This is a genomic window from Streptomyces sp. CCM_MD2014, from assembly GCF_000772045.1.
In the GTDB taxonomy this organism is placed as follows: Bacteria; Actinomycetota; Actinomycetes; order Streptomycetales; family Streptomycetaceae; genus Streptomyces; species Streptomyces salinarius.
Genome location: NZ_CP009754.1, coordinates 5,419,472 through 5,441,855, shown reverse-complemented (window position 1 = coordinate 5,441,855; position 22,384 = coordinate 5,419,472). Strand labels below are relative to the sequence as shown.

Below are 22,384 nucleotides of genomic sequence, written 5' to 3'. Positions count from 1 at the left end.
TAAGAGAACCACAGGACGCACCTAAACACGGATCGGCGGCGACCCGCCAGGGGGTCACCGCCGATCATGCTCTGACCTGGGCAGATGCTATTTACCTGCCCGCGGGGCCAACCTCGAGCTCGATCGTCGAGCCGTTCTTGGCCTCCTTGAGGATCTTGATCTTCGTGTTGGTGTCAGTGATCTTGACACCGCCGGTCGGGTTCGCCGGGTCGTAGTAGTCGTTCTTGCGGTCGTTGAAGACCGAGACGCCCTTCGAGCCCGGGACGTACTTCGCGACGTCCGCCTTGTGCAGCGTCATGCCGTCCGTGCGGAAGCGGCTGAACGGCGCGTCGTAGGTCTGGAAGCGGTTGCGCATGACCGTGCCGTCCTTCCACTTCAGCGCGGTCGGGTGCGAGTCGATCGGCAGGATCAGACCGGTGCCGGGGTGCTGGCTGGTGTTGTTGTCCGCCTGGGAGGTGTCCCACTTCCAGATCAGCAGGCCGTTCTGGTACGCGTAGTGCTCGACCCAGTTCGGGCGCTCCGAGAAGCCGAAGTTGTACGGGCCGACCTCGAGGGTCTTGTCGTACGACACGTACTGGCGGTTCTCGGCGATGTAGTACTGCGCGTAGTCCTTGGTGAAGGACGCGCCCTTGCGGGTGAAGCCGTCCGCCGTCCAGGCGGCGTCCTCGGTCTCCGCGTCGTCGGAGAAGAGCGTCTCGCCGTCGGCCGTCACCGCGATCTCGTCGGCGGCGAAGCCCTTCATGGCCAGTCCGCCGTCGGTCTGGTAGCGGAAGCGCAGGTCGATCTTCTTGCCGGCGTAGGCGTCCAGCGGGTAGACGAGCTTGCCGTAGGCGTCCACGGTGGCGCTCAGGGCGGGCTTGTCACTGCCGTCGCGCTGGATCGGCTTGCCGTCGAACGTGCCGTCGACCGCGGTCCAGTTGGCGCCGCCGTCGGTGGACACCTCGGTGTAGAGGTAGTCGTAGTCGGCCTCGATGTCGTACCAGCCGTCCAGGGTGAGGGAGGCGGACGACTTGCCGGTGAGGTCGACGCTGCGGGTCAGGGTGTTGCTGAGGTCGTTGCCGCTGCCGCTCCACCACTGGGTCTCGCCCTGGGCGGGGGGAACGATCTCGGTGGTGACCGCCTTCTTCGGCAGTTCGACGACCAGGCCCTGCTTGTGCTTGGTGTTGTACTCGGCCAGGCCCAGCTTGTGCCAGGAGTTGACGCCCGCCTTGGCGGTGTCGTAGTTCAGCCAGCCCAGCTGGAGCTTGTCCCAGGCGGTCATGTCGCCGGGCAGGTCGCCGATCTCGTTGCGGCCGGTGCCCAGCCACGAGCCGGACGACATCAGCGTCCAGAAGCCGGTGGAGTTGTCGCCGCCGTTGGTGTCGTAGAGGTCCGGCAGACCGAGGTCGTGGCCGTACTCGTGGGCGAAGACGCCGAGTCCGCCGTTCTCCGGCTGGATGGTGTAGTCGCCGACCCAGATGCCGGTGTCGCCGATCTGGGTGCCGCCGAGCTTGTTGCCGGCCGGGCCGGTGGCGCCGGCGTCGGTGCCGAAGGCGTACCAGCGGTGGGCCCAGATGGCGTCCTCGCCCTGCGCGCCACCGCCCGCGGACTCGTCCTCGCCGGCGTGCACGATCTGGAAGTGGTCGATGTAGCCGTCGGGCTCGTTGAAGTCGCCGTCGCCGTCGAAGTCGTAGCGGTCCCACTGGTCGTACTGGGTCAGCTGGGACTTGATCTGGGCGTCGGTGCGGCCGGCCGCCTTCTGGTCGGCGACCCAGGCGGTGACGCCGTCCTGCACCGCGTACCAGGCGCAGTTGTCCGGGTCGCACTTGTTCGAGCCGTAGCGGGCCTCGTTGTACGGGACCTTGACCCAGTCGGAGACCTCGCCGTCGACCGAGTAGCGGCCGGAGGACTGCTTCTCGTAGTACGTCTTGACCGAGTGGACGCCCTCACCGGAACCGAAGTACAGGTCCTGGTAGTGGTCCCGGTCGTAGTCCTCCTGCCAGGCCGTGGAGTTGTCCTCCTTGCGCTTCGGCTTGGCTATCTCGTTGTGCAGCGGGCCGGGGGTGCCGCCGTAGCGGCTGTCGACCTTGTCGCCGAACTCGACCAGGATGGTGAAGATCTTGTCGGTCTTCTCCCGGCCCAGCTCGACGTACTTGGCGTCGCCCTTCTTGCTCTTCAGCTGGACGACCTTCGAGCCGTCCTTCTTCTTCACCGACGCGTTGCCGGAGATGACCTGCTTGAGGGCTTCCTCGCGCTGGGCGGCCTGGGTGTCGCTCAGGGGGCCCTTGAGGTCGTGGGAGCGCGCGGTCTTGTCCGGGCTGGGGTCGTGGCGGTTCACGGCCTCCGGCCGGGACGGCGAGTCCGCCTGGGCCACGCCGGCCGCGGAGAGCGTGGCGGTAGCGGTGGCGAGCGCGATGGTGGTCGCCGCCGTTCTGAACGTCCAGGGTCTTCTGGTCACTTGATTTCCTCCCCCGCGTCCACGCGCGCGGAAGGGGGGACAAAGACAGAGCAGGTCCGCGCACACGTGATCAACGCGTGTTGTCAAGTGACGACATTTGACTAGAGGTTCGGCAGAAAAGACAGACCTTGACTTGAGCAGAACAAGTGCACTATGCGGAGCCGCCGTTCGCTTTGCGGACACCGGATCGTGACCTTCGCGGGATCCGGCGGGCTCCGGCCGGGCCCGGCGGGCGCGCGGGACAGCCCGCTTCCAGTACGCCATGAATCCGTGCGCCCCCCGTGCATCGGCCGTGCCGGTTAGGTCGTGCTTACTACCGTTCCCCCTCGGGCACACAGCGGGTTAGAGTCGCTTGGCGGAACGCCCGGAGACCGGCGGAAAGCCAGGCCGACAGCACGTCCAGCCCCCTGATCGCCTTCCGAGGACACGATGGCCATGCCCCGTCCGACTGCCGCACAGTTCGCCTACGGTTCGTGCACCGTGATCTTCTCGACGCTCGCCATGCTGCTGCTGTCGCAGACGAGTTCGGGCCCCGGAGTCGCTCTCATCGCCGTCGCGTCCCTCGCCCTCGGGCTGTTGGTCGCCATGACGGTCCCGCTGCCCGGCACGCGCACGGTGACCGCCGCGCCGGCCCGGCGACTCGCCGACGACCGGGAGCCGGTACGGATGCCCGCGCCGGCCCGCGTCTCCGCGGGCGCGGGCGAGTCGACGCGCGGGCGGGCCGCCTGACCGTCAACGGGTGCTGACCACGACCGTCTTGGCCGCCTTGTCGTGCAGGCCCTGCTTGTACGGCTTGTCGAAGAAGCTCCAGCCGCCCGCGATGATCGTCCACACGCAGGCGCAGCAGAACGCGAACGGGATCCACAGCACCAGGGCCCGGATCAGCGACGTCTGCACCGAGGGCGTCGCCCCGTCGGCCAGGTTGGCCACCCGCATCCCGAGCCACTTCTTGCCGAGGGTCTGGCCCGTCCTCGTGGTCATGTAGGTGTCGTACGCGATGTAGAGCACGGCGGCGATCACCGACTGGCCGAAGGACTTGCCGACGGAGACGTCGTCGCCGTCCACCGTGTACTCCTGGACGTTGAACGCCCAGCTGAGCAGCCAGACCACGATGCCCACGAGGATCATGTCGACGATCCGCGCGAGCGTGCGCCGCCCGCTGTCGGCGAGCGGGGGCATCCCGGCCAGCGGATCGGCGGGGTAACCGCCACCGCCGTACGGGTCCCCGCCGTAGGGACCTCCGCCGTACGGGCCGCCGCCGCCGGGGGGTGGAGCACCGTAGGGACCGCCACCGCCGGGGGGAGGAGCACCGTAAGGGCCGCCGCCGCCGGGAGGCGGGGCGCCGCCGTGAGGGCCCCCTTCTCCGGGAGGCGGGGGCGGGTTGTCGTAGGGGTTCTTCCTCAGCGGGTCGTCGTCCGGCGGCTGCTGCCCGCCGGCGCCGGGGGGCGGTTCGCTGCTCATGTCCCGAGTCGAACCCGGAGTCTCCTACGGCGCATCCGCCGAGGGCCGTCCGGTGGACCGGCGTGCGCCGTTCGGGGGTGGGGTGCGGGTTTCGCCGGCGGGTGCGGGTGTGTGTGGGGGCTGGTCGCGCCCACGCGGCGGAGCCGCGTATGCGATACAGCCCCGCGCCCTTCACGGGGCGTCCGGTGCACGTACCTCAGGGGCGCGGGGAACTGCGCGAGAACCACGGCGCACCCGCACCCGGGGACGGGACCCTCGCTCCCCCTCGCCCCACGGCCGAGCTAGCCCGCGACAAACGTGCCGGCGGCCTTGTCGTGCCAGCACTGGTGCCAGGGGCGGTCGAACAGGCACCACACGATGCCGACCACGCCGACGACCAGGAGGCCCGGGACGCTGTAGACCAGCCAGCGCCGCAGGGCCGCGCCGAAGGACGGAGACTCGTGGGCCTCGATGTCCCGCACCTCCAGGCCGAGCAGCTTCTTGCCCGGGGTGCGGCCCCACTTGGCGGTCGGCAGCGCCTCGTAGACGACGCCGAAGAGCAGCAGGACGGCGAGCACGATGCCGAGGTACGTGGACGTCGTGCCGTCCAGCAGCCAGACCGTGACGGTCTCGCCGGAGAGCTTCGCCTGGTCGATCTTGTCGTTGACGTGGTCCGCGGCCTTCATTCCGAGCGGTACGGCGGCCACGGCGGTGACGCCCGCGAGGACGACCGTGTCGATCAGCCGGGCGGCCAGTCGCTTGCCGAGCCCGGCGGGCCGGGCGGCCGCCTGACGCCGGGCGGCGGCCTGGAACACGTCCTCGACCGGTGGCTTCCACGGCGCGACGGGCTGCTCGTCCCCGCCCGCCCCGGCCAGCCGGTGGACCTGCTGGGCCCACGAGGCCTGACCTCCACCGGGCCCGCCCGCCGCCACCGGTGCGGCGGGGGCGGCGGGGGCGGGCTGCGGCGGGGACGCCTGGTGCGGAACCGAAGGCGCGGCGGGAGCCGCGGGCGCCTGCGGCGCGGGTGTCTGCGCCGCGGGAGTCTGCGCCACGGGAGTCTGCGCCGCGGCGGCCCGGGCGGCGGCCGCCTTGCCCGCCCCGAAGCCGGGGCCGGAGCCGGAACCCGTCCCGGAAGGGGCCCCGGGCCCGCCGGACTGCGGGCCCGTGCGCGGGGGGACCGCGCGGAAGGTCATGGTGCCCTCGTCCTCCGCGGGGGCGGGGGCACCGCCCGGCGCCGGTGTCCCCTGCTGGCCCACCGAGGGACGACGGAAGACGAAGGTGTTGCCGGCCTGGGACTCCGCCTCCCTCTCACCGGAAGCGGAAGCGGAAGCGGAAGCCGAGGCAGGGGCAGAGGCCGGGCCGGGTCCCGGGGCGGGCGCGGGGGCAGCCGGAGAAGCCGACGCGGGGGCGGGAGCGGAGGCGGCCGCGTCGCCCTGACCGCCGGCCTCCGCGGCACCCTCGGCGGCCGGTGCCGGCTGCCGGGTGTGCGGGACCCTCGGGTCCGCACCCCGCGCCGGGCCCGGCCAGGCCACGCGCTGCTCCGGGGCGTCGGCGGGACCGGAGCGGTCGGCGCCCCAGGCCGCGGCGGACTCCGGACGGCTGCCGTGCTGGGCCGCGGCGGGCGGCGGGTCCTCGACCGGGTCCTCGTCGAAGAAGTGCGGTCCTGTCTCCTCGACGGAGGGCCGCGCGCCGGGCGGAGGCGCGAGCGGCTCGCCGTCCTTGGGGGCGGGCCGGCTCGTGCCCGCCACCCATGAGGCGCCGTTCCAGTACCGGACGTATCCGGGAATGGACGGGTCCGGGTAATACCCCTCGCGGGGCCTGTCGTCGCCGGGGGCCGGGGTTGGGGCGCTCATGTCCGTCGTCCCGTATCTGCTCGGGGGTTGATAGAGGGGCTCCAACATCTATCAGACGGGCGCAATCCGCACCGCCGGTCCCGCCGTACCCGCCCCTTTCCGGGCAACCTCGTGCAGGGACCTTCACACCCGGACGCCCGGGCACCCGCTCACCGGGACTCCCGCCAAACCGGGGTTCGGAAAAAAGTTCCGCGAACCCGCGTAATGCTCCGGCCGCCGGCCGCTCTCCCCGGGCAAGGACCGTACGAGACACGGGAGAGGAACCCGCCATGCACACCGACCCCACCGGCCCCACCCGGCCCACCGTCGTGGAGCGCGAGCTGGAGCTGCGGCTCATCCTGTCGCCCGAGCACGGCGTCCCGGTGCCGGCCCGGCTCGCCTACCACTCCGACGACCCCTACGCCGTCCACGTCACCTTCCACATCGACTCCGGCCACCCGGTGCACTGGACCTTCGCCCGTGACCTGCTGGTGGAGGGCGTCTTCCGGCCGTCCGGGCACGGGGACGTGCGGGTGTGGCCGTCGAAGGCGGAGGGCCGCAGCGTCGTGCTGATGGCGCTGAGCAGCCCGGACGGCGACGCCCTCCTGGAGGCGCCCACGCCCCAGGTGTCGGCCTGGCTGGAGCGGACCCTGCGGGCGGTGCCGCCGGGGACGGAGGGCCGGCAGCTCGGGATCGACGACGGGCTGGCCGAGCTGCTCGCCCGGTGAGGGACCCCAGCCGTCAGAACAGCTTGCCCGGGTTGAGGATGTCCAGCGGGTCGAAGACCTGTTTGACGGCCCGCTGCATCTCCAGGCCCACCGGACCGATCTCCCGCGCCAGCCACTCCTTCTTCAGGACGCCCACGCCGTGCTCGCCCGTGATGGTGCCGTCGAGTTCCAGGCCGAGGGCCATGATCTCGTCGAAGGACTCCCGGGCCCGCCGGGACTCGTCGGGGTCGGAGGCGTCGAAGCAGACGGTGGGGTGGGTGTTGCCGTCGCCCGCGTGGGCGCAGACGCCGATGGTGAGGCCGTACTTCGCCGCGATCCGGTCGATGCCCTCCAGCATCTCGCCGAGCCGGGAGCGCGGCACGCACACGTCGTCGATCATCGTGGTGCCCTTGACGGCTTCGAGGGCGGTGAGGGCCAGACGCCGGGCCTGGAGGAGGAGTTCGGACTCGGCGGCGTCCTCGGCCGGGACCACCTGGGTGGCGCCCGCGGCCTCGCACAGCGCACCGACGGCGGCGAGGTCGGCGGCCGGGTCGGTGGTGTCGAAGGCGGCCAGCAGGAGTGCCTCGGTGGTCTCCGGCAGGCCCATGTGGGCGAGGTCGTTGACCGCCTTGACGGTCGTACGGTCCATCAGTTCGAGGAGGGAGGGGACGTGGCCCCCCTCCATGATGGCGCAGATCGCGTCGCAGGCCGCGGACGCGGAGGCGAACTCGGCGGCCAGCACCAGCTGCTCGGGCGGCTTGGGACGCAGCGCGAGGACCGCCCGTACGACGATGCCGAGGGAGCCCTCGGAGCCGACGAAGAGCCGGGTGAGGTCGTATCCGGCGACGCCCTTGGCGGTGCGGCGGCCGGTGGACATCAGGCGGCCGTCGGCGAGGACGACGTCGAGGCCGAGGACGTACTCGGCGGTCACCCCGTACTTGACGCAGCACAGGCCGCCGGAGGCGGTGCCGATGTTGCCGCCGATGGTGCACATCTCCCAGCTGGAGGGGTCGGGAGGGTAGTAGAGCCCGTGTTCGTTCACCGCGCGGGAAAGCGTGGCGTTGACGACGCCCGGTTCGACGACGGCGACGCGGTCGACCGGGTTGATCTCCAGGATCCGGTTCATCTTCGTCAGGGAGAGGACCACGCAGCCGTCGGTGGCGTTGGCCGCGCCGGACAGGCCGGTGCGGGCGCCCTGCGGGACCACCGGGACGCGCAGCTCGGTGGCGGTGCGCATGACGTGCTGGACGTCCTCCACGGTGCGTGGCAGGACGACCACGGCGGGGGCGCCGGCGGGGCAGAAGCTCGCCATGTCGTGGGCGTAGGAGGCGGTGACGTCGGGGTCGGTGAGGACGGACCCGGCGGGCAGCCCGGCCAGCAGCCGGTCGACGAGGGTGCTCCGGTCGGCGAGGGGGCTGCCGGGCGTGCTGTCGACCGTCGCGGCTGCGTCGTCTTCGTCGCGAGGCGCTTCGATACGGCTCATGATCACAGCGTCGCACCCGGGGGCCATCGGTGTGAACCCCATGGGCGGCACCCGTAGCCTGCCCGGTGTGCTCGTCGTATTGGCGCACAGTGAGCGCCATGAACGGCACGAACGCCATGGACGGCATGGACGCCACGCGGGGACGGACCGGAGGCGGGCGACGGCCGCGCCGCGGGCGCCGCGCGCTGATCGCCTGCGTCGCCGGGGCCGCCGTACTCGGCGGGGTCCTGGTGCTGTCGGCGCCCTGGGACGGGCGTGACGCTCCCCCGCCCGCACCGGGGCCCGCGGCGCTCGCGCGGGGCGCGGTCACCACGGGTGTGCCCGCCGCGCTGCCCGACCTGGCGGCGCTGATCGGCGACCGGGAGACCCATCTGCGGGCGCATCCGCTGGACGGGGCGTCGTGGGCGGTGCTCGGCGCGGCCTACGTCGAGCAGGGCCGCCGGACGGCGGACGGCGCGAACTGGCCGAAGGCCGAGAAGGCGCTGCGCACCTCGCTGAAGACGGGGCCCGAGCGCAACCCTCAGGCCCTGGAGGGGCTGGCGGCGCTGGCGGTGGCGCGCCGCGACTTCCCGGCGGCGAAGAAGTGGGGGGAGAGCGCGGTGAAGGCGGCGCCGAAGCGGTGGACGGCGCACGCCGTGCTGATCCACGCGTACACGGGGCTCGGCGACGACAAGGGCGTGGGCCGGGCCCTGGACAAGGTGATGGAGCTGCGGCCGGAGACCCCCGCCGTGAGCGCGCTGGCCGCCGCCGTCTACCGCAACCGGGGCTGGCGGGAGGACGCGGCGGCGCGCATCTCGGACGCGGCGGCGAAGGCGGAGGCACCGGCCGAGCGGGCGGCGTACCTGGAGCAGGCCGGGCGGCTGGCGTTCGAGCGCGGGGACCGCGAGGAGGCGCTGCGGTTCTTCCAGGAGGCGCTGCGCACCGACCCGGACCAGCGGGCCGCGCAGGCCGGCCAGGGCCGGGCGCTGGCGGCGCTGGGCCGGACGACCGAGGCGCTGTCGGCGTACCAGGCGGCACTGGCCAAGCGGCCCGGTCCCGAGTACGCGCTGGAGCTGGGCGAGCTGTACGAATCGCTGGGCCTCGGGCAGGCCGCGCGGGTGGAGTACGACCTGCTGCGGGAGCGGGCGCGGGGCGCCGAGGAGGCCGGGGCGGACGAGGCGCTGATGCTGGGGCGGCTGGAGGCGGACCACGGTGATCCGGCCGAGGCGGTGCGTCTGCTGCGGGCGGAGTGGGGACGGCAGCCGGGGATCGCGGTCGCCGACGCGCTGGGCTGGGCGCTGCACCGCACCGGTGAGGACGAGAAGGCGCTGGAGTTCGCGACGATCGCGACCGACGGCGACAAGGGCGGCGGGGTGCGCAGCGCGCTGTACGTGTTCCACCGGGGCGTGATCGAGCAGGAGCTGGGGCGGTCGGGGCCCGCGCGGCGGCATCTGCGGGAGGCGCTGACGATCAACCCGTACTTCTCGCCGCTGCGGGCCCCCGAGGCGAAGCGGGCGCTGACGGAGCTGGGCGAGCCCCCGCTGGAGGGACCGCCCGACTAGGGCCTGTCCGGCGGATCATGCCCCGGACGCGGGGCCCGGCACGCGCGTCCGCGGCGTTGTCGTCGGTTGCCGACGCTCCGCGTCGACGCCCTCCTCCGCCTTGCGGCTGCACGCACCAGGCCCCGCTCACCGGCGTCGACGAGGTGCCGTGCCTGTCCTGCGACCTGATCCGCCGGACAGGCCCTAACCCACGCTGGATCAGAGGTTGCCGCGCTTCTCCTGCTCGCGCTCGATCGCCTCGAACAGGGCCTTGAAGTTGCCCTTGCCGAAGCCCATGGAGCCGTGGCGTTCGATCATCTCGAAGAAGACGGTCGGCCGGTCCTGGACCGGCTTGGTGAAGATCTGCAGCAGGTAGCCGTCCTCGTCGCGGTCGACGAGGATCTTCAGCTCGCGCAGGACGTCGACCGGCACCCGGGTCTCGCCGGCCCACTCGCCGAGCGTGTCGTAGTACGAGTCGGGGGTGTCGAGGAACTCGACGCCCGCCGCCCTCATCGCGCGGACGGTCGCCACGATGTCGTTGGTGTTCAGCGCGATGTGCTGGACGCCGGCGCCGCCGTAGAACTCCAGGTACTCGTCGATCTGGGACTTCTTCTTGGCGATGGCGGGCTCGTTGATCGGGAACTTGACCTTGAGGGTGCCGTCCGCGACCACCTTGGACATCAGCGCGCTGTACTCGGTGGCGATGTCGTCGCCCACGAACTCCTTCATGTTCGTGAAGCCCATGACCTTGTTGTAGAAGCCGACCCACTCGTTCATGCGGCCGAGTTCGACGTTGCCGACGCAGTGGTCCACGGCCTGGAAGACGCGCTGCTCCGGCGGGGCGACCATCGGCTTGGCGGCGACGTACCCGGGCAGGTACGGGCCGTCGTAGCCGGTGCGCTCGACGAGGGTGTGCCGGGTCTCGCCGTAGGTGGCGATGGCGGCGAGGACGACGGTGCCGTGCTCGTCCTTGACCTCGTGCGGCTCGGCGAGCGAGCGGGCGCCGTGCTCGACGGCGTAGGCGTGGGCGGCGCGCGCGTCCGGGACCTCGATGGCGAGGTCGACGACGCCGTCGCCGTGCTCGGCCACGTGCTGGGCGAGGAAGGTGCCCCAGTCGGTCGCGGGCTTGATCACCGAGGTGAACACGAAGCGGGCGGAGCCGCTCTCCAGGACGTAGCTCGCGGTCTCGCGGCTGCCGTTCTCCGGTCCGGAGTAGGCGACCAGCTTCATGCCGAAGGCGGTGGAGTAGTAGTGCGCGGCCTGCTTGGCGTTGCCCACGGCGAAGACGACCGCGTCCATTCCCTTGACCGGGAAGGGGTCGGCCTGCCGGGCGGTGTCGGGAGTGTGGTGTGTGGTCTGCGTCATAGCCGCAGGTTCTCCCGCCTCCGCAAGGTGCGCAATAGTTTGCGTTTTCACTGGGCAACCTGACCAGTGGTTCGCCGGTGATGGCGGGCGATGTGTACAGGATGACCAGCCAGGAGGGTGAGGGGTGAGGGGTGTGGCGGGTTCGGGCAAGGGGATCGACCGGCTGGACGGGCGGATCATCGGCCTGCTGGCGCGGGAGCCGCGGATCGGGGTGCTGGAGATGTCCCGGCGGCTGGGCGTGGCGCGCGGCACCGCCCAGGCGCGGCTCGACCGGCTTCAGTCGAACGGAGTCATACGCGGCTTCGGTCCGGAAGTGGACCCGGCGGCCCTCGGCTACCCGGTGACCGCGTTCGCCACGCTGGAGATCCGGCAGGGCCAAGGGGCAGACGTACGGGCGCACTTGGCGACGGTTCCGGAGGTTCTGGAGCTGCACACCACGACCGGTACCGGGGACATGCTGTGCCGCCTGGTGGCCCGCTCGAACGCCGATCTCCAGCGGGTGATCGACCGGGTTGTCGGTTTTGATGGCATCGTCCGGGCCGCCACGGCGATCGTCATGGAGAACCCGGTTCCGCTGCGGATCATCCCGCTGGTGGAGCAGGCGGCGGCGGACAGCGACAGACACGACTGAGGCCGGGCCGGCCCGATCCCGGAGGTGAGCGGACGTGAACTTCTGGGACTACCTGGGCGATCGCCACCAGCAACTGCTCGCCGACGCCTCCCAGCACGCCAGCGCCGTCTTCCAGTGCATGGTGGTGGCGACCCTGCTCGGGGTGCTGATCGGTGTCGTCACCTACCGCAGCGAGTGGGCGGGGAACCTGGCGACCCTGTCCACGTCGACGATCCTCACCATCCCGTCGCTGGCCATGATCGGTCTGCTCATCCCGATCGTGGGGCTCGGTGTGCCGCCGACGGTGACGGCGCTGACCCTGTACGGGCTGCTGCCGATCGTGCGGAACTCGATCGTGGGCCTGCGCGGGGTCGACCCGGCGCTGGTGGACGCCGCGAAGGGCATCGGGATGTCGCGCCCGGCGCGGCTGCTGCGGGTGGAGCTGCCGCTGGCCTGGCCGCCGATCCTGACCGGCATCCGGGTCTCCACGCAGATGCTGATGGGCATCGCGGCGATCGCCGCCTACGCCTCCGGGCCGGGCCTCGGCAACGAGATCTTCCGCGGGATCGCCTCGCTGGGCAGCAAGAACGCGCTCAACCAGGTCCTCGCGGGCACGCTCGGCATCATCGTCCTGGCCCTGCTGTTCGACGCGGCGTACGTGCTGCTGGGACGGCTGACCATTCCGAGGGGGATCCGTGTCTGAGACATCCGTGTCCGGCTCCGTTTCCGACGACGGCCGCGGCGAGGCGCCGGACAGCGCCACCGGTGCGACCATCGAGCTGGAGTCCCTCACCAAGCGCTACCCCGGCAATCCGCAGCCCGCCGTCGAGAACGTGTCGATGGAGATCAAGGCCGGGGAGACGGTCGTCTTCGTCGGCCCCTCCGGCTGCGGGAAGTCCACCACCCTGAAGATGATCAACCGGCTGATCGAGCCCAGCGGCGGGCGCATCCGCATCAACGGCGAGGACGTCACCGACATCGACGGGGTGAAGCTGCGCCGCAAGGTCGGCTACGCGATCCAGTCCTCCGGTCTCTTCCCGCACATGACCGTCGCCCAGAACATCGCGCTGGTGCCGAGGATGATCGGCTGGTCCAAGGCCAGGATCAGGTCCCGGGTGGAGGAGATGCTGGACCTGGTCGGCCTGGACGCCGGGGAGTTCCACGGCCGCTATCCGCGCCAGCTGTCCGGCGGCCAGCAGCAGCGGGTGGGCGTGGCGCGGGCGCTGGCTGCCGATCCGCCGGTGCTGCTGATGGACGAGCCGTTCGGCGCGGTCGACCCGATCACCCGGGACCACCTCCAGGACGAGCTGATCCGCCTCCAGCGGGAGCTGCACAAGACGATCGTCTTCGTCACCCACGACTTCGACGAGGCGATCAAGATCGGCGACCGGATCGCGGTGCTGCGCGAGCGCTCGCACATCGCGCAGTTCGACACCCCGGAGGCGATCCTGACCAACCCGGCGGACGACTTCGTCTCCGGCTTCGTGGGCGCGGGCGCGGCCCTCAAGCGGCTGAACCTGACCCGGGTGCGGGACGTCGGCATCACCGACTACCCGACGGTGACGGTGGAGGACCCGCTCCAGCACATCTTCGACCGGCTGCGGGAGTCGGGCAGCAACGAGATCCTGCTCCTGGACCGGCGCGGGCGCCCCTACAAGTGGCTGCGGCGCGGCGACCTGATGCGGGCCAAGGGTTCGCTGGCGCGGGCCGGGACGCTGGTCCACGACACGGTGACCCGGGACGCCACGCTGCGGGACGCGCTGGAGGCGGTGCTCACCGACAACGCGGGGCGGGTCGCGGTCACCGGGCGGCGCGGCGCGTACGAGGGCGTCGTGGACATGGAGACGCTGATGAACTCCGTGCACGAGCTGCTGGAGGCCGACCGGCTCGACGCACTGGAGCACCAGCACGACCTGGAGGAGACCCGGGCCACCCAGACGCACAGCGAGCAGGAGGGCTTCGGCGGGGTCGGAGGCCGCGCGTGAGCGGCTCCTCCCGGCCCGTGCCCGGCCGGCGTCCCGACGGCGAGCACGAGGTCAGGGGGCTCGCCTTCCGCGACGAGGGCGCCGGTGCGGGCGAGGACGAGGAGGAGGCCGGGGCTTCCCCGCCGCCCCCGGCGCCGGAGGGCCCCCGGGTCGGCTGGCGCAAGCTGACCTTCCTGCCCGTCGTCCTGATCGCCGTACTGCTGGCGACCTGGCTGTGGTACCGGCAGGCGGACCTGGACGCGCTCAGCCGGAACGCGCTCGGCAACGGACAGGTGACCAAGGCCCTGTGGCAGCACGTCCAGCTCACGGTGATCTCCACCTTCTTCGTGCTGATCATCGCGATCCCGCTGGGCATCCTGCTCACCCGGCGGATGTTCCGGAAGGCCACCCCGTTCGCGATGGCGTTCGCCAACATGGGCCAGGCGACGCCGGCGATCGGTCTGCTGGCGCTGCTGGTGATCTGGCTGGGCATCGGCCGCCGGGCCGCCCTGATCGGCATCATCATCTACGCCGTCCTGCCCGTGCTCTCCAACACCATCGCCGGCCTGAAGGCGAACGACCCGACGCTCCTGGAGGCGGCCCGCGGCATCGGCATGTCCCCGCTGGGCGTCCTGACCCGGGTGGAGCTCCCGCTCGCCGTCCCGCTCATCCTGGCCGGGGTGCGCACGGCCCTCGTCCTGAACGTCGGTACGGCGACGCTCGCGACCTTCGGCGGCGGCGGCGGCCTGGGCGTGCTGATCACCACCGGCATCACCAGCCAGCGGATGCCGGTGCTGGTCCTGGGATCGATCCTCACCGTGGCCCTGGCGCTGCTGGTGGACTGGCTGGCCTCGCTGGCGGAACTGCTGCTGCGGCCGCGGGGGCTGGAGGTGGGCACATGAGGCGACGCGTCTGCTGGACCCTGGCCGCGGTACTCCTCGCGGCCCCCGCCGGCTGCGGGCTGACCAGCGGCTCCCCGATGGTCGACGACGTGGAGCCGGGCACCATCGGCAAGGGGAAGCCGTTGGAAGGGGCCGGTCTCACGGTCACCTCGAAGGAGTTCACGGAGCAGCTGATCCTGGGCGCGATCATGGGCATCGCCTTCGAGGCGGCCGGCGCGGAGGTGCTCGACCGCACCGGCATCCAGGGCTCGGTCGGCACCCGCGCCGCGGTGGAGAACGGCGACGCCGACGCCACGTACGAGTACACGGGCACCGCGTGGATCACGTACCTGGGCAACAGCAAGCCGATCCCGGACCCGGAGCAGCAGTGGAAGGCGGTGAAGGAGGCCGACGCGAAGAAGGGGCTGACGTGGCTGCCGCCGGCCCGCCTGAACAACACGTACGCGCTGGCGATGAACCAGGCCAACTACAAGAGGTACGGCACGAAGACCCTGTCGCAGGTGGCGGAGCTGGCGAAGTCCGACCCCGGCGCGGTGACGCTGTGCGTGGAGGGCGAGTTCGCCAACCGCGCGGACGGCCTGCCGGGCCTGGAGAAGGCGTACGGCATGTCGCTGCCCGCCGGGAACATCACGCAGATGGACACCGGCATCATCTACACGCAGACCGCGAAGGGCGCCTGTACGTACGGCGAGGTGTACACCACCGACGGGCGGATCAAGTCCATGAACCTGGTGGTGATGGAGGACGACAAGAAGTTCTTCCCGAACTACAACGCGGCGCCGATGGTCCGCACGGCCACCCTGAAGAAGTGGCCGGCGATCGCGTCCGTCCTCGACCCGGTCACCAAGGCGCTGACCAACGACGTGGCGCAGACCCTGAACGCGAAGGTCGACGTGGACGGCGAGGACCCGCACCAGGTGGCGCTGGACTGGATGAAGGAGAAGGGCTTCGTGAAGGAGGGCTGAGGGGTTGTTCCCGGCCGTCAGCAGGCGGGAACGCCGCCCTTCCCGCTCTCCAGCGCCTTCAGCGAGTCGACCGCGCCCTTGAGGGTGGTGACCGGGATCAGCCGCAGCCCCTTCGGCAGCTCGGCCTGCGCGTCGGAGCACTCCGCCTCGGGCACCAGGAAGACGGTGGCCCCGTCCCGCCGGGCGGCCTGGGTCTTGAGCGGCACCCCGCCGACGGCGCCCACCTTGCCGTCGTCGGTGATGGTCCCGGTCCCGGCGACGACCCTGCCCCCGGTCAGGTCCCCGGCGCCGAGCTTGTCCACGATGCCGAGCGAGAACAGCAGCCCGGCGCTGGGCCCGCCGACGTCCTCGAGCCGCAACTGCACGTCGACGTCGTCCCGGTCCATCCCGAGGTACCCGAGCGCGGCCGCGGTCGCCGAGTCCTGGGACTCCTTCATCTGCTCCTGGTTGTACTCCTCGATCTCGCTCACGTCGTCGCCGCTCGGGTAGACGGCGTCGCGCGGCATCACGGCCCGGTCGGTGTCGAACCAGCTGCTGAGCACGTCCCCGAGGTGAATGCTCGCGTCCGGCCCGGTCGCCTCGATCGTGGTCATCCGCAGCTGCCCGCTGGTGTCGTGCGTCGGCGCGCCGCTGATCGTGATCACCTCGTCCCCCCGGTTCTTGCCCAGCACGTCGGCCGTCAGCCCCGGCTGCGCCACGGAGAACGGCAACGGCGCGAACACGGCGGCCGCGAGCAGCGCGACGACGGGCACACCGCAGACGGCGAGAAACTGGGGACGCGTGAGACGAGAGAGCACGGGGTCAATCTAACGTGCCGCTGATGGCGCGGCTCAGCCGTCTCCTGCGGCACCCCGCTGGTTCACGTACACCGCCAGCCAGCGGAACTCTCCGCCGGGCCCGCCCTGTCCGGAGTACGCCTCCCAGGCGAGAGGGTAGGCGCCCGTCAGGGTGCAGGTGTTCGGCTCGTACGCCCCCTCGGCCCAGCGGAGCGTTCCGGCGAGCTCACGTCCCTCGTGGATCCTGAACTCGTGATCCCGGGTGCGTCGACGGCCGGGGGGCGGTGGCGTCCACAGGGACGGCTCGTTCGTCAGCATGAGCGCGAGGCCGTCCTGCTCGGACTGTCCGCAGAACCGCTCCAGCCTGGCGATGTCACGCACGAAATGCAGACGAGCGAGGTCGGTGGCCCCGTGCTCCTTCAGAACGTACTCCTCGGCCGGTGTGCCGGCCGTGCCGGTCCAGCCCCGGGTGAAGTACTTGAACTCCACCGCGGTTCGGGCCGTCGGCCCGATGCACAGGAGATCCAGGTACTCGGCTCTCCCCGCGGTCCGCTGGGGGACCTCGAGCCGGGCCTCGACCTCCGGTGCCAGCTCCCACAGCACCCGGGCGAAACCGTGCTGAAGGTCGGCCTCGGAGTGGAAGACCGGCCGGTGCCCGCGCAACCGCGCCATGACCTCGTGCAGCGGGGTCCGGCCGGCGATGTTCCCCGTACCCGGTGCACGGAACGTCACCGCAGCGCCTCCGCCACCTCGCGGGCCGCGTGCATCACGCGTTCGCCGACGCGCTCCGGGACGACGTCGGCCAGCATGACCACGCCGACGCTGCCCTCCACGCCGGTGACGCCGAGCAGGGGGGCCGCCGCGCCACAGGCGCCGGCCTCCAGTTCGCCGTGGGTGAGGGTGTAGCCGGGGGCGTTCTCGTCCTCGTCGGCGGGCTGGGGCTGGCGGCGGGCGGACAGGATGGCCTTGCCTGCGGCACCCCGTTCCAGGGGGTGGCGGAAGCCCGCGCGGTAGGCGACGTGGTAGTCGGTCCAGGTCGGCTCGACGACGGCCACGGCCAAGGCCTCGGCGCCGTCCACCAGGGTCAGGTGGGCCGTCGCCCCGATGTCCTCCGCCAGGGCCCGCAGGGCAGGCATCGCCGCCTCGCGGACCAGGGGGTGGACCTGGCGGCCCAGGCCCAGTACGCCGAGGCCGACGCGGGCGCGTCCGCCCAGGTCGCGGCGTACGAGTGCGTGCTGCTCCAGCGTGGCGAGCAACCGGTACACGACGGTCCGGTTCACTCCCAGCTTGTGGGACAGCTCGGTGACGGTCAGCCCGTGGTCCGTATCGGCCAGCAGTTTGAGGACCCGCAGTCCCCGGTCGAGCGTCTGAGAGGTCTCCGCGGTCACGACGCCCACTCCTTAGTGGTGAGGTCGGCGCCCTCTTCGCGGGGATGCGTCACCGAGTCCCGTCAGCGACGCGCTGGAGAGGCCGCCGATCGGCTGACGGCCCGGCCTTGTCGCGGGCCCAGTCGCTTTCACGGCTGCGCTCCGCGGCGGCGCTGCCACGGGGCGTGTGCGTAGCGGGACAGTAACGACCAGGTCCGCTCAGCGGAAGGCTCCGTCCAGAATCCGGGCACCAACCGTTATCGACTGCCTGTGTTTGTCCCGGTACGTACTGCGCACGCCTCCGGTGCCGCGCCGCGTCACTTCATGCGCGTCGCCCACTCCTGGACCTTGGCGATGCGCTGGCGCAGCTGACCGCCGGTCGCCTCGGCGCTGGGCGGGCCGCCGCACACGCGGCGCAGCTCGGTGTGGATGACGCCGTGCGGCTTGCCGCTCTGGTGGACGTAGGCGCCGACCATGGTGTTGAGCTGCTTGCGCAGCTCCATCAGCTCCTTGTGGGAGACGACGGGGCGGCGGTCGGCGGGCAGTTCGAGCAGGTCGGCCTCTTCGTCGGGCTTCTTGCGGCTGTGCGCGATCTGCCGGGCCTGCCGCTTCTGCAGCAGCAACTGCACCTGGTCGGGCTCCAGCAGACCCGGGATGCCGAGGTAGTCCTGCTCCTCCTCGCTGCCCGGGTGGGCCTGCATGCCGAACTCGGCGCCGTTGTACATGACCCGGTCGAAGGTGGCCTCGGACTCCAGCGCCTCGAAGGCGAACTGCTCCTGCTCGCCGGTGTCCTCGTCCTGCTCCCGGTTCGCCTCCTCCATCTCCTTCTCGGACTCGGCGTAGGGGTCCTCCTCGCCCTCCTTCTTGGGCTTGTCGAGGACGTGGTCGCGCTCGCGCTCCATCTCGTTGGCGAAGGTGAGCAGGTCCGGGACGGTGGGGAGGAAGACGGAGGCGGTCTCGCCGCGCCGCCGGGACCGTACGAAACGGCCGACGGCCTGGGCGAAGAAGAGCGGGGTGGAGATGGTGGTGGCGTAGACGCCGACCGCGAGGCGGGGGACGTCGACGCCCTCGGACACCATGCGCACGGCGACCATCCAGCGGTCGGTGCCCCGGCTGAACGTGTCGATGTTCTTCGAGGCGCCCGCGTCGTCGGACAGCACCACGGTGGCCTTGTCGCCGGTGATCTCGCGGATCAGCTTGGCGTAGGCGCGGGCCGAGTCCTGGTCGGCGGCGATGACGAGCGCGCCGGCGTCCGGGATGGCCTTCCTGACCTCGGTCAGCCGCTGGTCGGCGGCGCGCAGCACGGCCGGCATCCACTCGCCGCGCGGGTCCAGCGCGGTGCGCCAGGCCTGGCTGACGGCGTCCTTGGTCATCGGCTCGCCGAGCCGCGCCGCGATCTCGTCGCCCGCCTTCGTCCGCCAGCGCATGTTGCCGCTGTAGCTCATGAAGATGACGGGACGCACGACGCCGTCGGCGAGCGCGGATCCGTACCCGTACGTGTAGTCGGCGGCGGAGCGGCGGATGCCGTCGTTGCCCTCCTCGTACGTGACGAAGGGGATGGGGTTGGTGTCCGAGCGGAAGGGCGTGCCGGTGAGCGCGAGGCGGCGGGTGGCGGGCTCGAACGCCTCCAGGCATGCCTCGCCCCAGGACTTGGAGTCACCGGCGTGGTGGATCTCGTCGAGGATGACCAGGGTCTTGCGCTGCTCGACGCGGTTGCGGTGCAGCATGGGGCGTACGCCGACGCCCGCGTAGGTGATGGCGATGCCCTGGTACTCGCGGCTGAGCGGGCCCGCGCTGTACTCGGGGTCGAGCTTGATCCCTATCCGCGCGGCGGCCTCGGCCCACTGCTTCTTCAGGTGCTCGGTCGGCGCGACGACGGTCACCTGCTGCACGACGTGGTGGTGCAGCAGCCAGGACGCCAGCGTCAGCGCGAAGGTCGTCTTTCCGGCGCCGGGGGTGGCGACGGCCAGGAAGTCCCGGGGCTGGTCCTGGAGGTACTTCTCCATCGCCCCCTGCTGCCAGGCCCGCAGCTTGCCGGCGGTGCCCCAGGGGGCACGGCCGGGGAAGGCCGGGGACAGGTGGTGCGAGGTGCTGGAGCTGGCGGTGGTAGTCACGGTCTCCGAAGGGGGTAGAACGGCTCGGCCACGTATGACAACCGGGCCACCCTACCGGCGGGCCGAGGCGATCAACGCGCGCACGGGGGCGGGTCACCCCCGGGTGGGACGGACGTCACAACCGCCCCGTCCGTGCACCGCGGCTCACCCCCGCGTGAGCCGCGCCGCCGCCACGGCTCACTTCTCCCGCAGCCGCGTCGCCACCCACGCCCCCGCCAGCGCCACGGCCGCCATCGGCAGGAACACCGCCGCGAACGCCGCCGGGTGGGAACCGGTGGCCTCACCGGCCCCGGCGGCCGCATGGCTGACGGTGCCGCCGCCGAGGGCCGCGAAGGCCGCGCCCCCGACGGACAGGAGGACGACGTTGGAGAGCCCGTCGGAGATCTGGAGGGCGGCGGAGTTGGCACCGGCCTCCTCGGGGGCGGAGAGCTTGAGCAGCAGCACGCTGGTGGAGGAGATCACCAGCCCCATGCCGAAGCAGCCGAAGCCCCAGGCGACGGCCACCGTCCAGGCCGGTACGGCGTCGATCAGCACACTGGGCGCCGTGGCGACGGCCGCCGCGACCAGCACCATGCCGAGGCTCATCAGGCGCTCCCGGTACGGCTCCAGGCGCGGCCGGGACTGCAACCACGAACCCCCGGCCCAGGTCGCGCCGCCCGCCGCCAGGGAGAGCCCGGCGAGGGTGGGGCTGAGCCCCCGCTGGGTGACCAGCATCAGCGGGACGAAGGACTCGGCGGCGATGAACGACCCCGCGGCCACCCCGCGCAGCAGCACCACGGAGGGCAGCCCGCGCGCCGCCCGGTAGGTGCCGCGCGGCAGCAACCCGAGCACGGCGGGCACGAGCAGCGCCACGCCCACGGCTCCCGGCAGCAGGGCGACCGGGCGCAGATCCTGGGCGGCGTACTGGAGCAGGCCCGCGCCCAGCGAGATGGCGAGGGCGAGGCGGATCCGGCGGCGGTCGAAGGAGGCCGGTGCGTCCCCTCCCCCTACCGGACCCGCCGCGCGGCTGCGTATCTGCGGCAGCGCGAGGGCCAGCGGGACGACGACCAGCACCGGGATGCCGACGAACACCCAGCGCCAGCCGAGGTGCTCGGTCACCGCACCCGAGGCCAGCGGCCCGACGACGGACGGGACGACCCAGCCCGCCGCGAACGCCGCCATGATCGCGGGCCGCAGCCGCTCCGGGTAGGCCCGCCCCACGACGACGTACAGCGCGACGATCACGAGCCCGCCGCCGAGCCCCTGCACGGCCCGCCCGAGGATGAACGGCCACATCGCCCCGGCCGTCCCGGACAGCACCAGCCCGGCCGCGAAGGCGGCGATGCCGGTCGTCAGCGGTGCCAGCGGGCCGCGCCGGTCCGACCACTGACCGGACAGCACCATGCCGAACAGGCTGGTGGTGAAGTACCCCGAGAACGCGAACGCGTACAGCGACACCCCGTCCAGCTCCCGTGCCGCCACCGGCATCGCGGTACCGACCGCCGTCGCCTCGAAGGCGATCAGCACGATGACGGAGACGATGCCGATACTCAGCGCCCGGTAGGCGCGGCTCAGCACGGTCTCGCCGGGGACGGCGGAAGCGGCGGACCCGCCGGTACGGGCGGAGGACTCGGCGGGGACCGCGACATCGGTGTCACGGGACTCAGGGACGGTCATGGTCGCCAGAGTAAGGGCCACGACCCGCTTTGACCCCTGTCGGGAGACGGTACGGGACCGGGACCTTGGTCGTACGACCGGTCCGGCCCGACAGAGTTGAACATGTTCAAATTCCATGCCATCGTCTGTGCCGGCCGCTCTCGCACGAGTCGGCCGGGTGCGACGTACACAGGGGGAGTCATGTGTGAGGAACGAGGGCGAGTCGCTGCGGTGAGGTTGCGCGGGGTGGTCTCGGCGGGCGCGGTCGCGGTGCTGATGCTGGCCACGGGATGCATGTGGCAGCAGCAGACACTGGCTCGGGCCGACGTCGCGGGCACCTGGTCCGGGGACGATGCCGGAACCCTTCGCGTCAATGCCGATGGCACCGTTGTCGTGACCGACCTCGCCGTGTACGACCACGACGGCGACAAGGTCTCGGAGTGCAGCGGCACCGGCGAGTGGGGCGTGTACCCCGACGACGGGGCGGCGAAGCGGTTTTCGACCACCGTCTGCGACGGCAACCCGTGGGAATTCGGCGGCTCGAAGGAGCATCCGAAGATGCGGCGCAGCGTGGGCGATCCCGATGACGGGAACTTCCAGACCCTCAGCCGCGAGGAAGAGAAGCCGCCCGGCGCAGTGCCCACAGGGTGAGGGCGAGGGCGGAGGTGTCCGCCACCAGGGGGTGGAGGGTGCCGTCGGGGGTTCTCCAGGTGAGGACGGCGCCCGTCGCGCCGTGGACGACCACGTGGGCGCCGCCCGTCAGCCGTCCCAGGCGTACGAAACGGTCCGCGTCGGGCGGGAGCGGGTGCTCGGGGTGGTCCTCGCCGTACTCCGCCAGCGTCGGGAGCGGCAGGTCGTCCGCGTCGAGGCGGAAGGGGCGGGCGTTCTCGGGCAGGCCCGTCTCGCGCAGGAAGCGGCGGGTGGGCTCGTGGGTGAGGGTCGTCGGGAAGTCGATGTCCTCGAAGCGCGTCACCCCGCGGCGGCCGAACTCGCGGTCCAGGAAGCGGGCCGGCAGGTCCGGGGTGGTGCCCGGCGTCGTGCCGTGGCCCACCGTCAGGAGCAGGCAGCTCATCAGCGCCGACGTGTTCCACAGGGACGGCCGGTCGCAGCCGCCCGGGGAACGGCGGACGGCGCCGTCCTCCACGGACGTCGCGAGGCGGACCCGGGTCAGCAGTGAGGGGAGCGGCGGCCGGACGTCCGCCGCCGCGTCCCGCATCGTCGTCGTACCGCCGGTGACCGCGTGCATCGTCTCCCCCGGGAATGTCTG

At 72.0% G+C, this 22,384-nt stretch carries 20 protein-coding genes; 9 read left to right on the top strand and 11 right to left on the bottom strand.

Features of this window, described 5'->3' with window-relative positions; translation table 11 throughout:
* Positions 1 to 91 precede the first annotated feature (91 nt).
* A complete protein-coding gene (locus NI25_RS24265; protein ID WP_061444461.1) occupies positions 92 to 2,437 on the bottom strand; it encodes an immune inhibitor A domain-containing protein in 2,346 nt (781 codons plus the stop codon).
* 435 nt (positions 2,438 to 2,872) lie between these two features.
* Between NI25_RS24265 and NI25_RS24260 the strand changes: the two genes are divergently transcribed.
* Positions 2,873 to 3,166 (top strand): hypothetical protein, encoded by a 294-nt coding sequence (locus tag NI25_RS24260; protein WP_061447074.1) that lies wholly within the window; start codon positions 2,873 to 2,875, stop codon positions 3,164 to 3,166.
* Between the two features lie 3 nt (positions 3,167 to 3,169).
* Here NI25_RS24260 and NI25_RS39765 read toward each other — a convergent pair whose 3' ends face one another.
* Positions 3,170 to 3,898, bottom strand: coding sequence for an RDD family protein (locus tag NI25_RS39765; RefSeq protein ID WP_078884720.1), 729 nt, complete (start codon positions 3,896 to 3,898; stop codon positions 3,170 to 3,172).
* Between the two features lie 281 nt (positions 3,899 to 4,179).
* The gene (locus NI25_RS24250; RefSeq protein ID WP_061444459.1) at positions 4,180 to 5,730 is read right to left on the bottom strand and encodes an RDD family protein; all 1,551 of its coding nucleotides are present in this window, start codon (positions 5,728 to 5,730) and stop codon (positions 4,180 to 4,182) included.
* A 269-nt stretch (positions 5,731 to 5,999) separates the two neighbouring features.
* On the opposite strand from NI25_RS24250, the gene NI25_RS24245 reads away from it, so the two are divergent.
* A complete protein-coding gene (locus NI25_RS24245; protein WP_061444458.1) occupies positions 6,000 to 6,437 on the top strand; it encodes an SsgA family sporulation/cell division regulator in 438 nt (145 codons plus the stop codon).
* Positions 6,438 to 6,450: 13 nt separating this feature from the next.
* Here the strand turns inward: NI25_RS24245 and NI25_RS24240 are convergent, their stop codons facing one another.
* Complete coding sequence (locus NI25_RS24240; protein ID WP_107071825.1) at positions 6,451 to 7,905, bottom strand: FAD-binding oxidoreductase; 1,455 nt, start codon at positions 7,903 to 7,905, stop codon at positions 6,451 to 6,453.
* A 92-nt stretch (positions 7,906 to 7,997) separates the two neighbouring features.
* Here NI25_RS24240 and NI25_RS24235 point away from each other — a divergent pair, with 92 nt between their 5' ends.
* Positions 7,998 to 9,440: a tetratricopeptide repeat protein gene (locus NI25_RS24235; protein WP_420710758.1), complete on the top strand. Its 1,443-nt coding sequence runs from the start codon at positions 7,998 to 8,000 to the stop codon at positions 9,438 to 9,440.
* Between the two features lie 198 nt (positions 9,441 to 9,638).
* Here the strand turns inward: NI25_RS24235 and hppD are convergent, their stop codons facing one another.
* The gene (gene hppD, locus NI25_RS24230) at positions 9,639 to 10,784 is read right to left on the bottom strand and encodes a 4-hydroxyphenylpyruvate dioxygenase (protein ID WP_061444457.1); all 1,146 of its coding nucleotides are present in this window, start codon (positions 10,782 to 10,784) and stop codon (positions 9,639 to 9,641) included.
* 133 nt (positions 10,785 to 10,917) lie between these two features.
* Here hppD and NI25_RS24225 point away from each other — a divergent pair, with 133 nt between their 5' ends.
* From NI25_RS24225 to NI25_RS24205, 5 genes are read left to right on the top strand one after another with little or no spacing between them, the layout of a single operon-like run.
* Positions 10,918 to 11,415, top strand: coding sequence for an Lrp/AsnC family transcriptional regulator (locus tag NI25_RS24225; RefSeq protein WP_061444456.1), 498 nt, complete (start codon positions 10,918 to 10,920; stop codon positions 11,413 to 11,415).
* A gap of 34 nt (positions 11,416 to 11,449) precedes the next feature.
* Positions 11,450 to 12,097, top strand: coding sequence for an ABC transporter permease (locus NI25_RS24220; protein WP_061444455.1), 648 nt, complete (start codon positions 11,450 to 11,452; stop codon positions 12,095 to 12,097).
* Positions 12,098 to 12,104: 7 nt separating this feature from the next.
* A complete protein-coding gene (locus NI25_RS24215) occupies positions 12,105 to 13,379 on the top strand; it encodes a betaine/proline/choline family ABC transporter ATP-binding protein (protein WP_061444454.1) in 1,275 nt (424 codons plus the stop codon).
* Complete coding sequence (locus NI25_RS24210; RefSeq protein ID WP_061444453.1) at positions 13,376 to 14,260, top strand: ABC transporter permease; 885 nt, start codon at positions 13,376 to 13,378, stop codon at positions 14,258 to 14,260. The genes NI25_RS24215 and NI25_RS24210 overlap by 4 nt, the downstream gene beginning before the upstream one ends.
* Positions 14,257 to 15,225: a glycine betaine ABC transporter substrate-binding protein gene (locus NI25_RS24205; RefSeq protein WP_061444452.1), complete on the top strand. Its 969-nt coding sequence runs from the start codon at positions 14,257 to 14,259 to the stop codon at positions 15,223 to 15,225. The genes NI25_RS24210 and NI25_RS24205 overlap by 4 nt, the downstream gene beginning before the upstream one ends.
* A 17-nt stretch (positions 15,226 to 15,242) precedes the next feature.
* On the opposite strand, the gene NI25_RS24200 is transcribed toward NI25_RS24205, so the two are convergent.
* The 5 genes from NI25_RS24200 to NI25_RS24180 form a co-directional block, all read right to left on the bottom strand.
* Positions 15,243 to 16,022, bottom strand: a complete 780-nt coding sequence (locus NI25_RS24200; RefSeq protein WP_061444451.1) for a S16 family serine protease — start codon at positions 16,020 to 16,022, stop codon at positions 15,243 to 15,245.
* Between the two features lie 33 nt (positions 16,023 to 16,055).
* The gene (locus tag NI25_RS24195) at positions 16,056 to 16,733 is read right to left on the bottom strand and encodes a hypothetical protein (RefSeq protein WP_061444450.1); all 678 of its coding nucleotides are present in this window, start codon (positions 16,731 to 16,733) and stop codon (positions 16,056 to 16,058) included.
* Positions 16,730 to 17,389, bottom strand: a complete 660-nt coding sequence (locus tag NI25_RS24190) for an IclR family transcriptional regulator (protein ID WP_061444449.1) — start codon at positions 17,387 to 17,389, stop codon at positions 16,730 to 16,732. The genes NI25_RS24195 and NI25_RS24190 overlap by 4 nt, the downstream gene beginning before the upstream one ends.
* Before the next feature lie 296 nt (positions 17,390 to 17,685).
* A complete protein-coding gene (locus NI25_RS24185; protein ID WP_061444448.1) occupies positions 17,686 to 19,482 on the bottom strand; it encodes a DEAD/DEAH box helicase in 1,797 nt (598 codons plus the stop codon).
* 177 nt (positions 19,483 to 19,659) lie between these two features.
* Positions 19,660 to 21,138 (bottom strand): MFS transporter, encoded by a 1,479-nt coding sequence (locus tag NI25_RS24180; RefSeq protein ID WP_061444447.1) that lies wholly within the window; start codon positions 21,136 to 21,138, stop codon positions 19,660 to 19,662.
* A 225-nt stretch (positions 21,139 to 21,363) separates the two neighbouring features.
* On the opposite strand from NI25_RS24180, the gene NI25_RS24175 reads away from it, so the two are divergent.
* Positions 21,364 to 21,768 (top strand): hypothetical protein, encoded by a 405-nt coding sequence (locus NI25_RS24175; RefSeq protein ID WP_061444446.1) that lies wholly within the window; start codon positions 21,364 to 21,366, stop codon positions 21,766 to 21,768.
* Here NI25_RS24175 and NI25_RS24170 read toward each other — a convergent pair.
* Positions 21,722 to 22,363, bottom strand: coding sequence for an SUKH-4 family immunity protein (locus NI25_RS24170; RefSeq protein WP_061444445.1), 642 nt, complete (start codon positions 22,361 to 22,363; stop codon positions 21,722 to 21,724). The genes NI25_RS24175 and NI25_RS24170 overlap by 47 nt on opposite strands.
* Between the last annotated feature and the right edge of the window lie 21 nt (positions 22,364 to 22,384).

Coding starts and splice junctions, on each gene's coding strand:
- NI25_RS24250 (WP_061444459.1), bottom strand. CDS start 5,730: ATGAGCGCCCCAACCCCGGCCCCCGGCGACGACAGGCCCCGCGAGGGG.
- NI25_RS24180 (WP_061444447.1), bottom strand. CDS start 21,138: ATGACCGTCCCTGAGTCCCGTGACACCGATGTCGCGGTCCCCGCCGAG.
- NI25_RS24245 (WP_061444458.1), top strand. CDS start 6,000: ATGCACACCGACCCCACCGGCCCCACCCGGCCCACCGTCGTGGAGCGC.
- NI25_RS24235 (WP_420710758.1), top strand. CDS start 7,998: ATGAACGGCACGAACGCCATGGACGGCATGGACGCCACGCGGGGACGG.
- NI25_RS24170 (WP_061444445.1), bottom strand. CDS start 22,363: ATGCACGCGGTCACCGGCGGTACGACGACGATGCGGGACGCGGCGGCG.
- hppD (WP_061444457.1), bottom strand. CDS start 10,784: ATGACGCAGACCACACACCACACTCCCGACACCGCCCGGCAGGCCGAC.
- NI25_RS24260 (WP_061447074.1), top strand. CDS start 2,873: ATGCCCCGTCCGACTGCCGCACAGTTCGCCTACGGTTCGTGCACCGTG.
- NI25_RS24205 (WP_061444452.1), top strand. CDS start 14,257: ATGAGGCGACGCGTCTGCTGGACCCTGGCCGCGGTACTCCTCGCGGCC.
- NI25_RS39765 (WP_078884720.1), bottom strand. CDS start 3,898: ATGAGCAGCGAACCGCCCCCCGGCGCCGGCGGGCAGCAGCCGCCGGAC.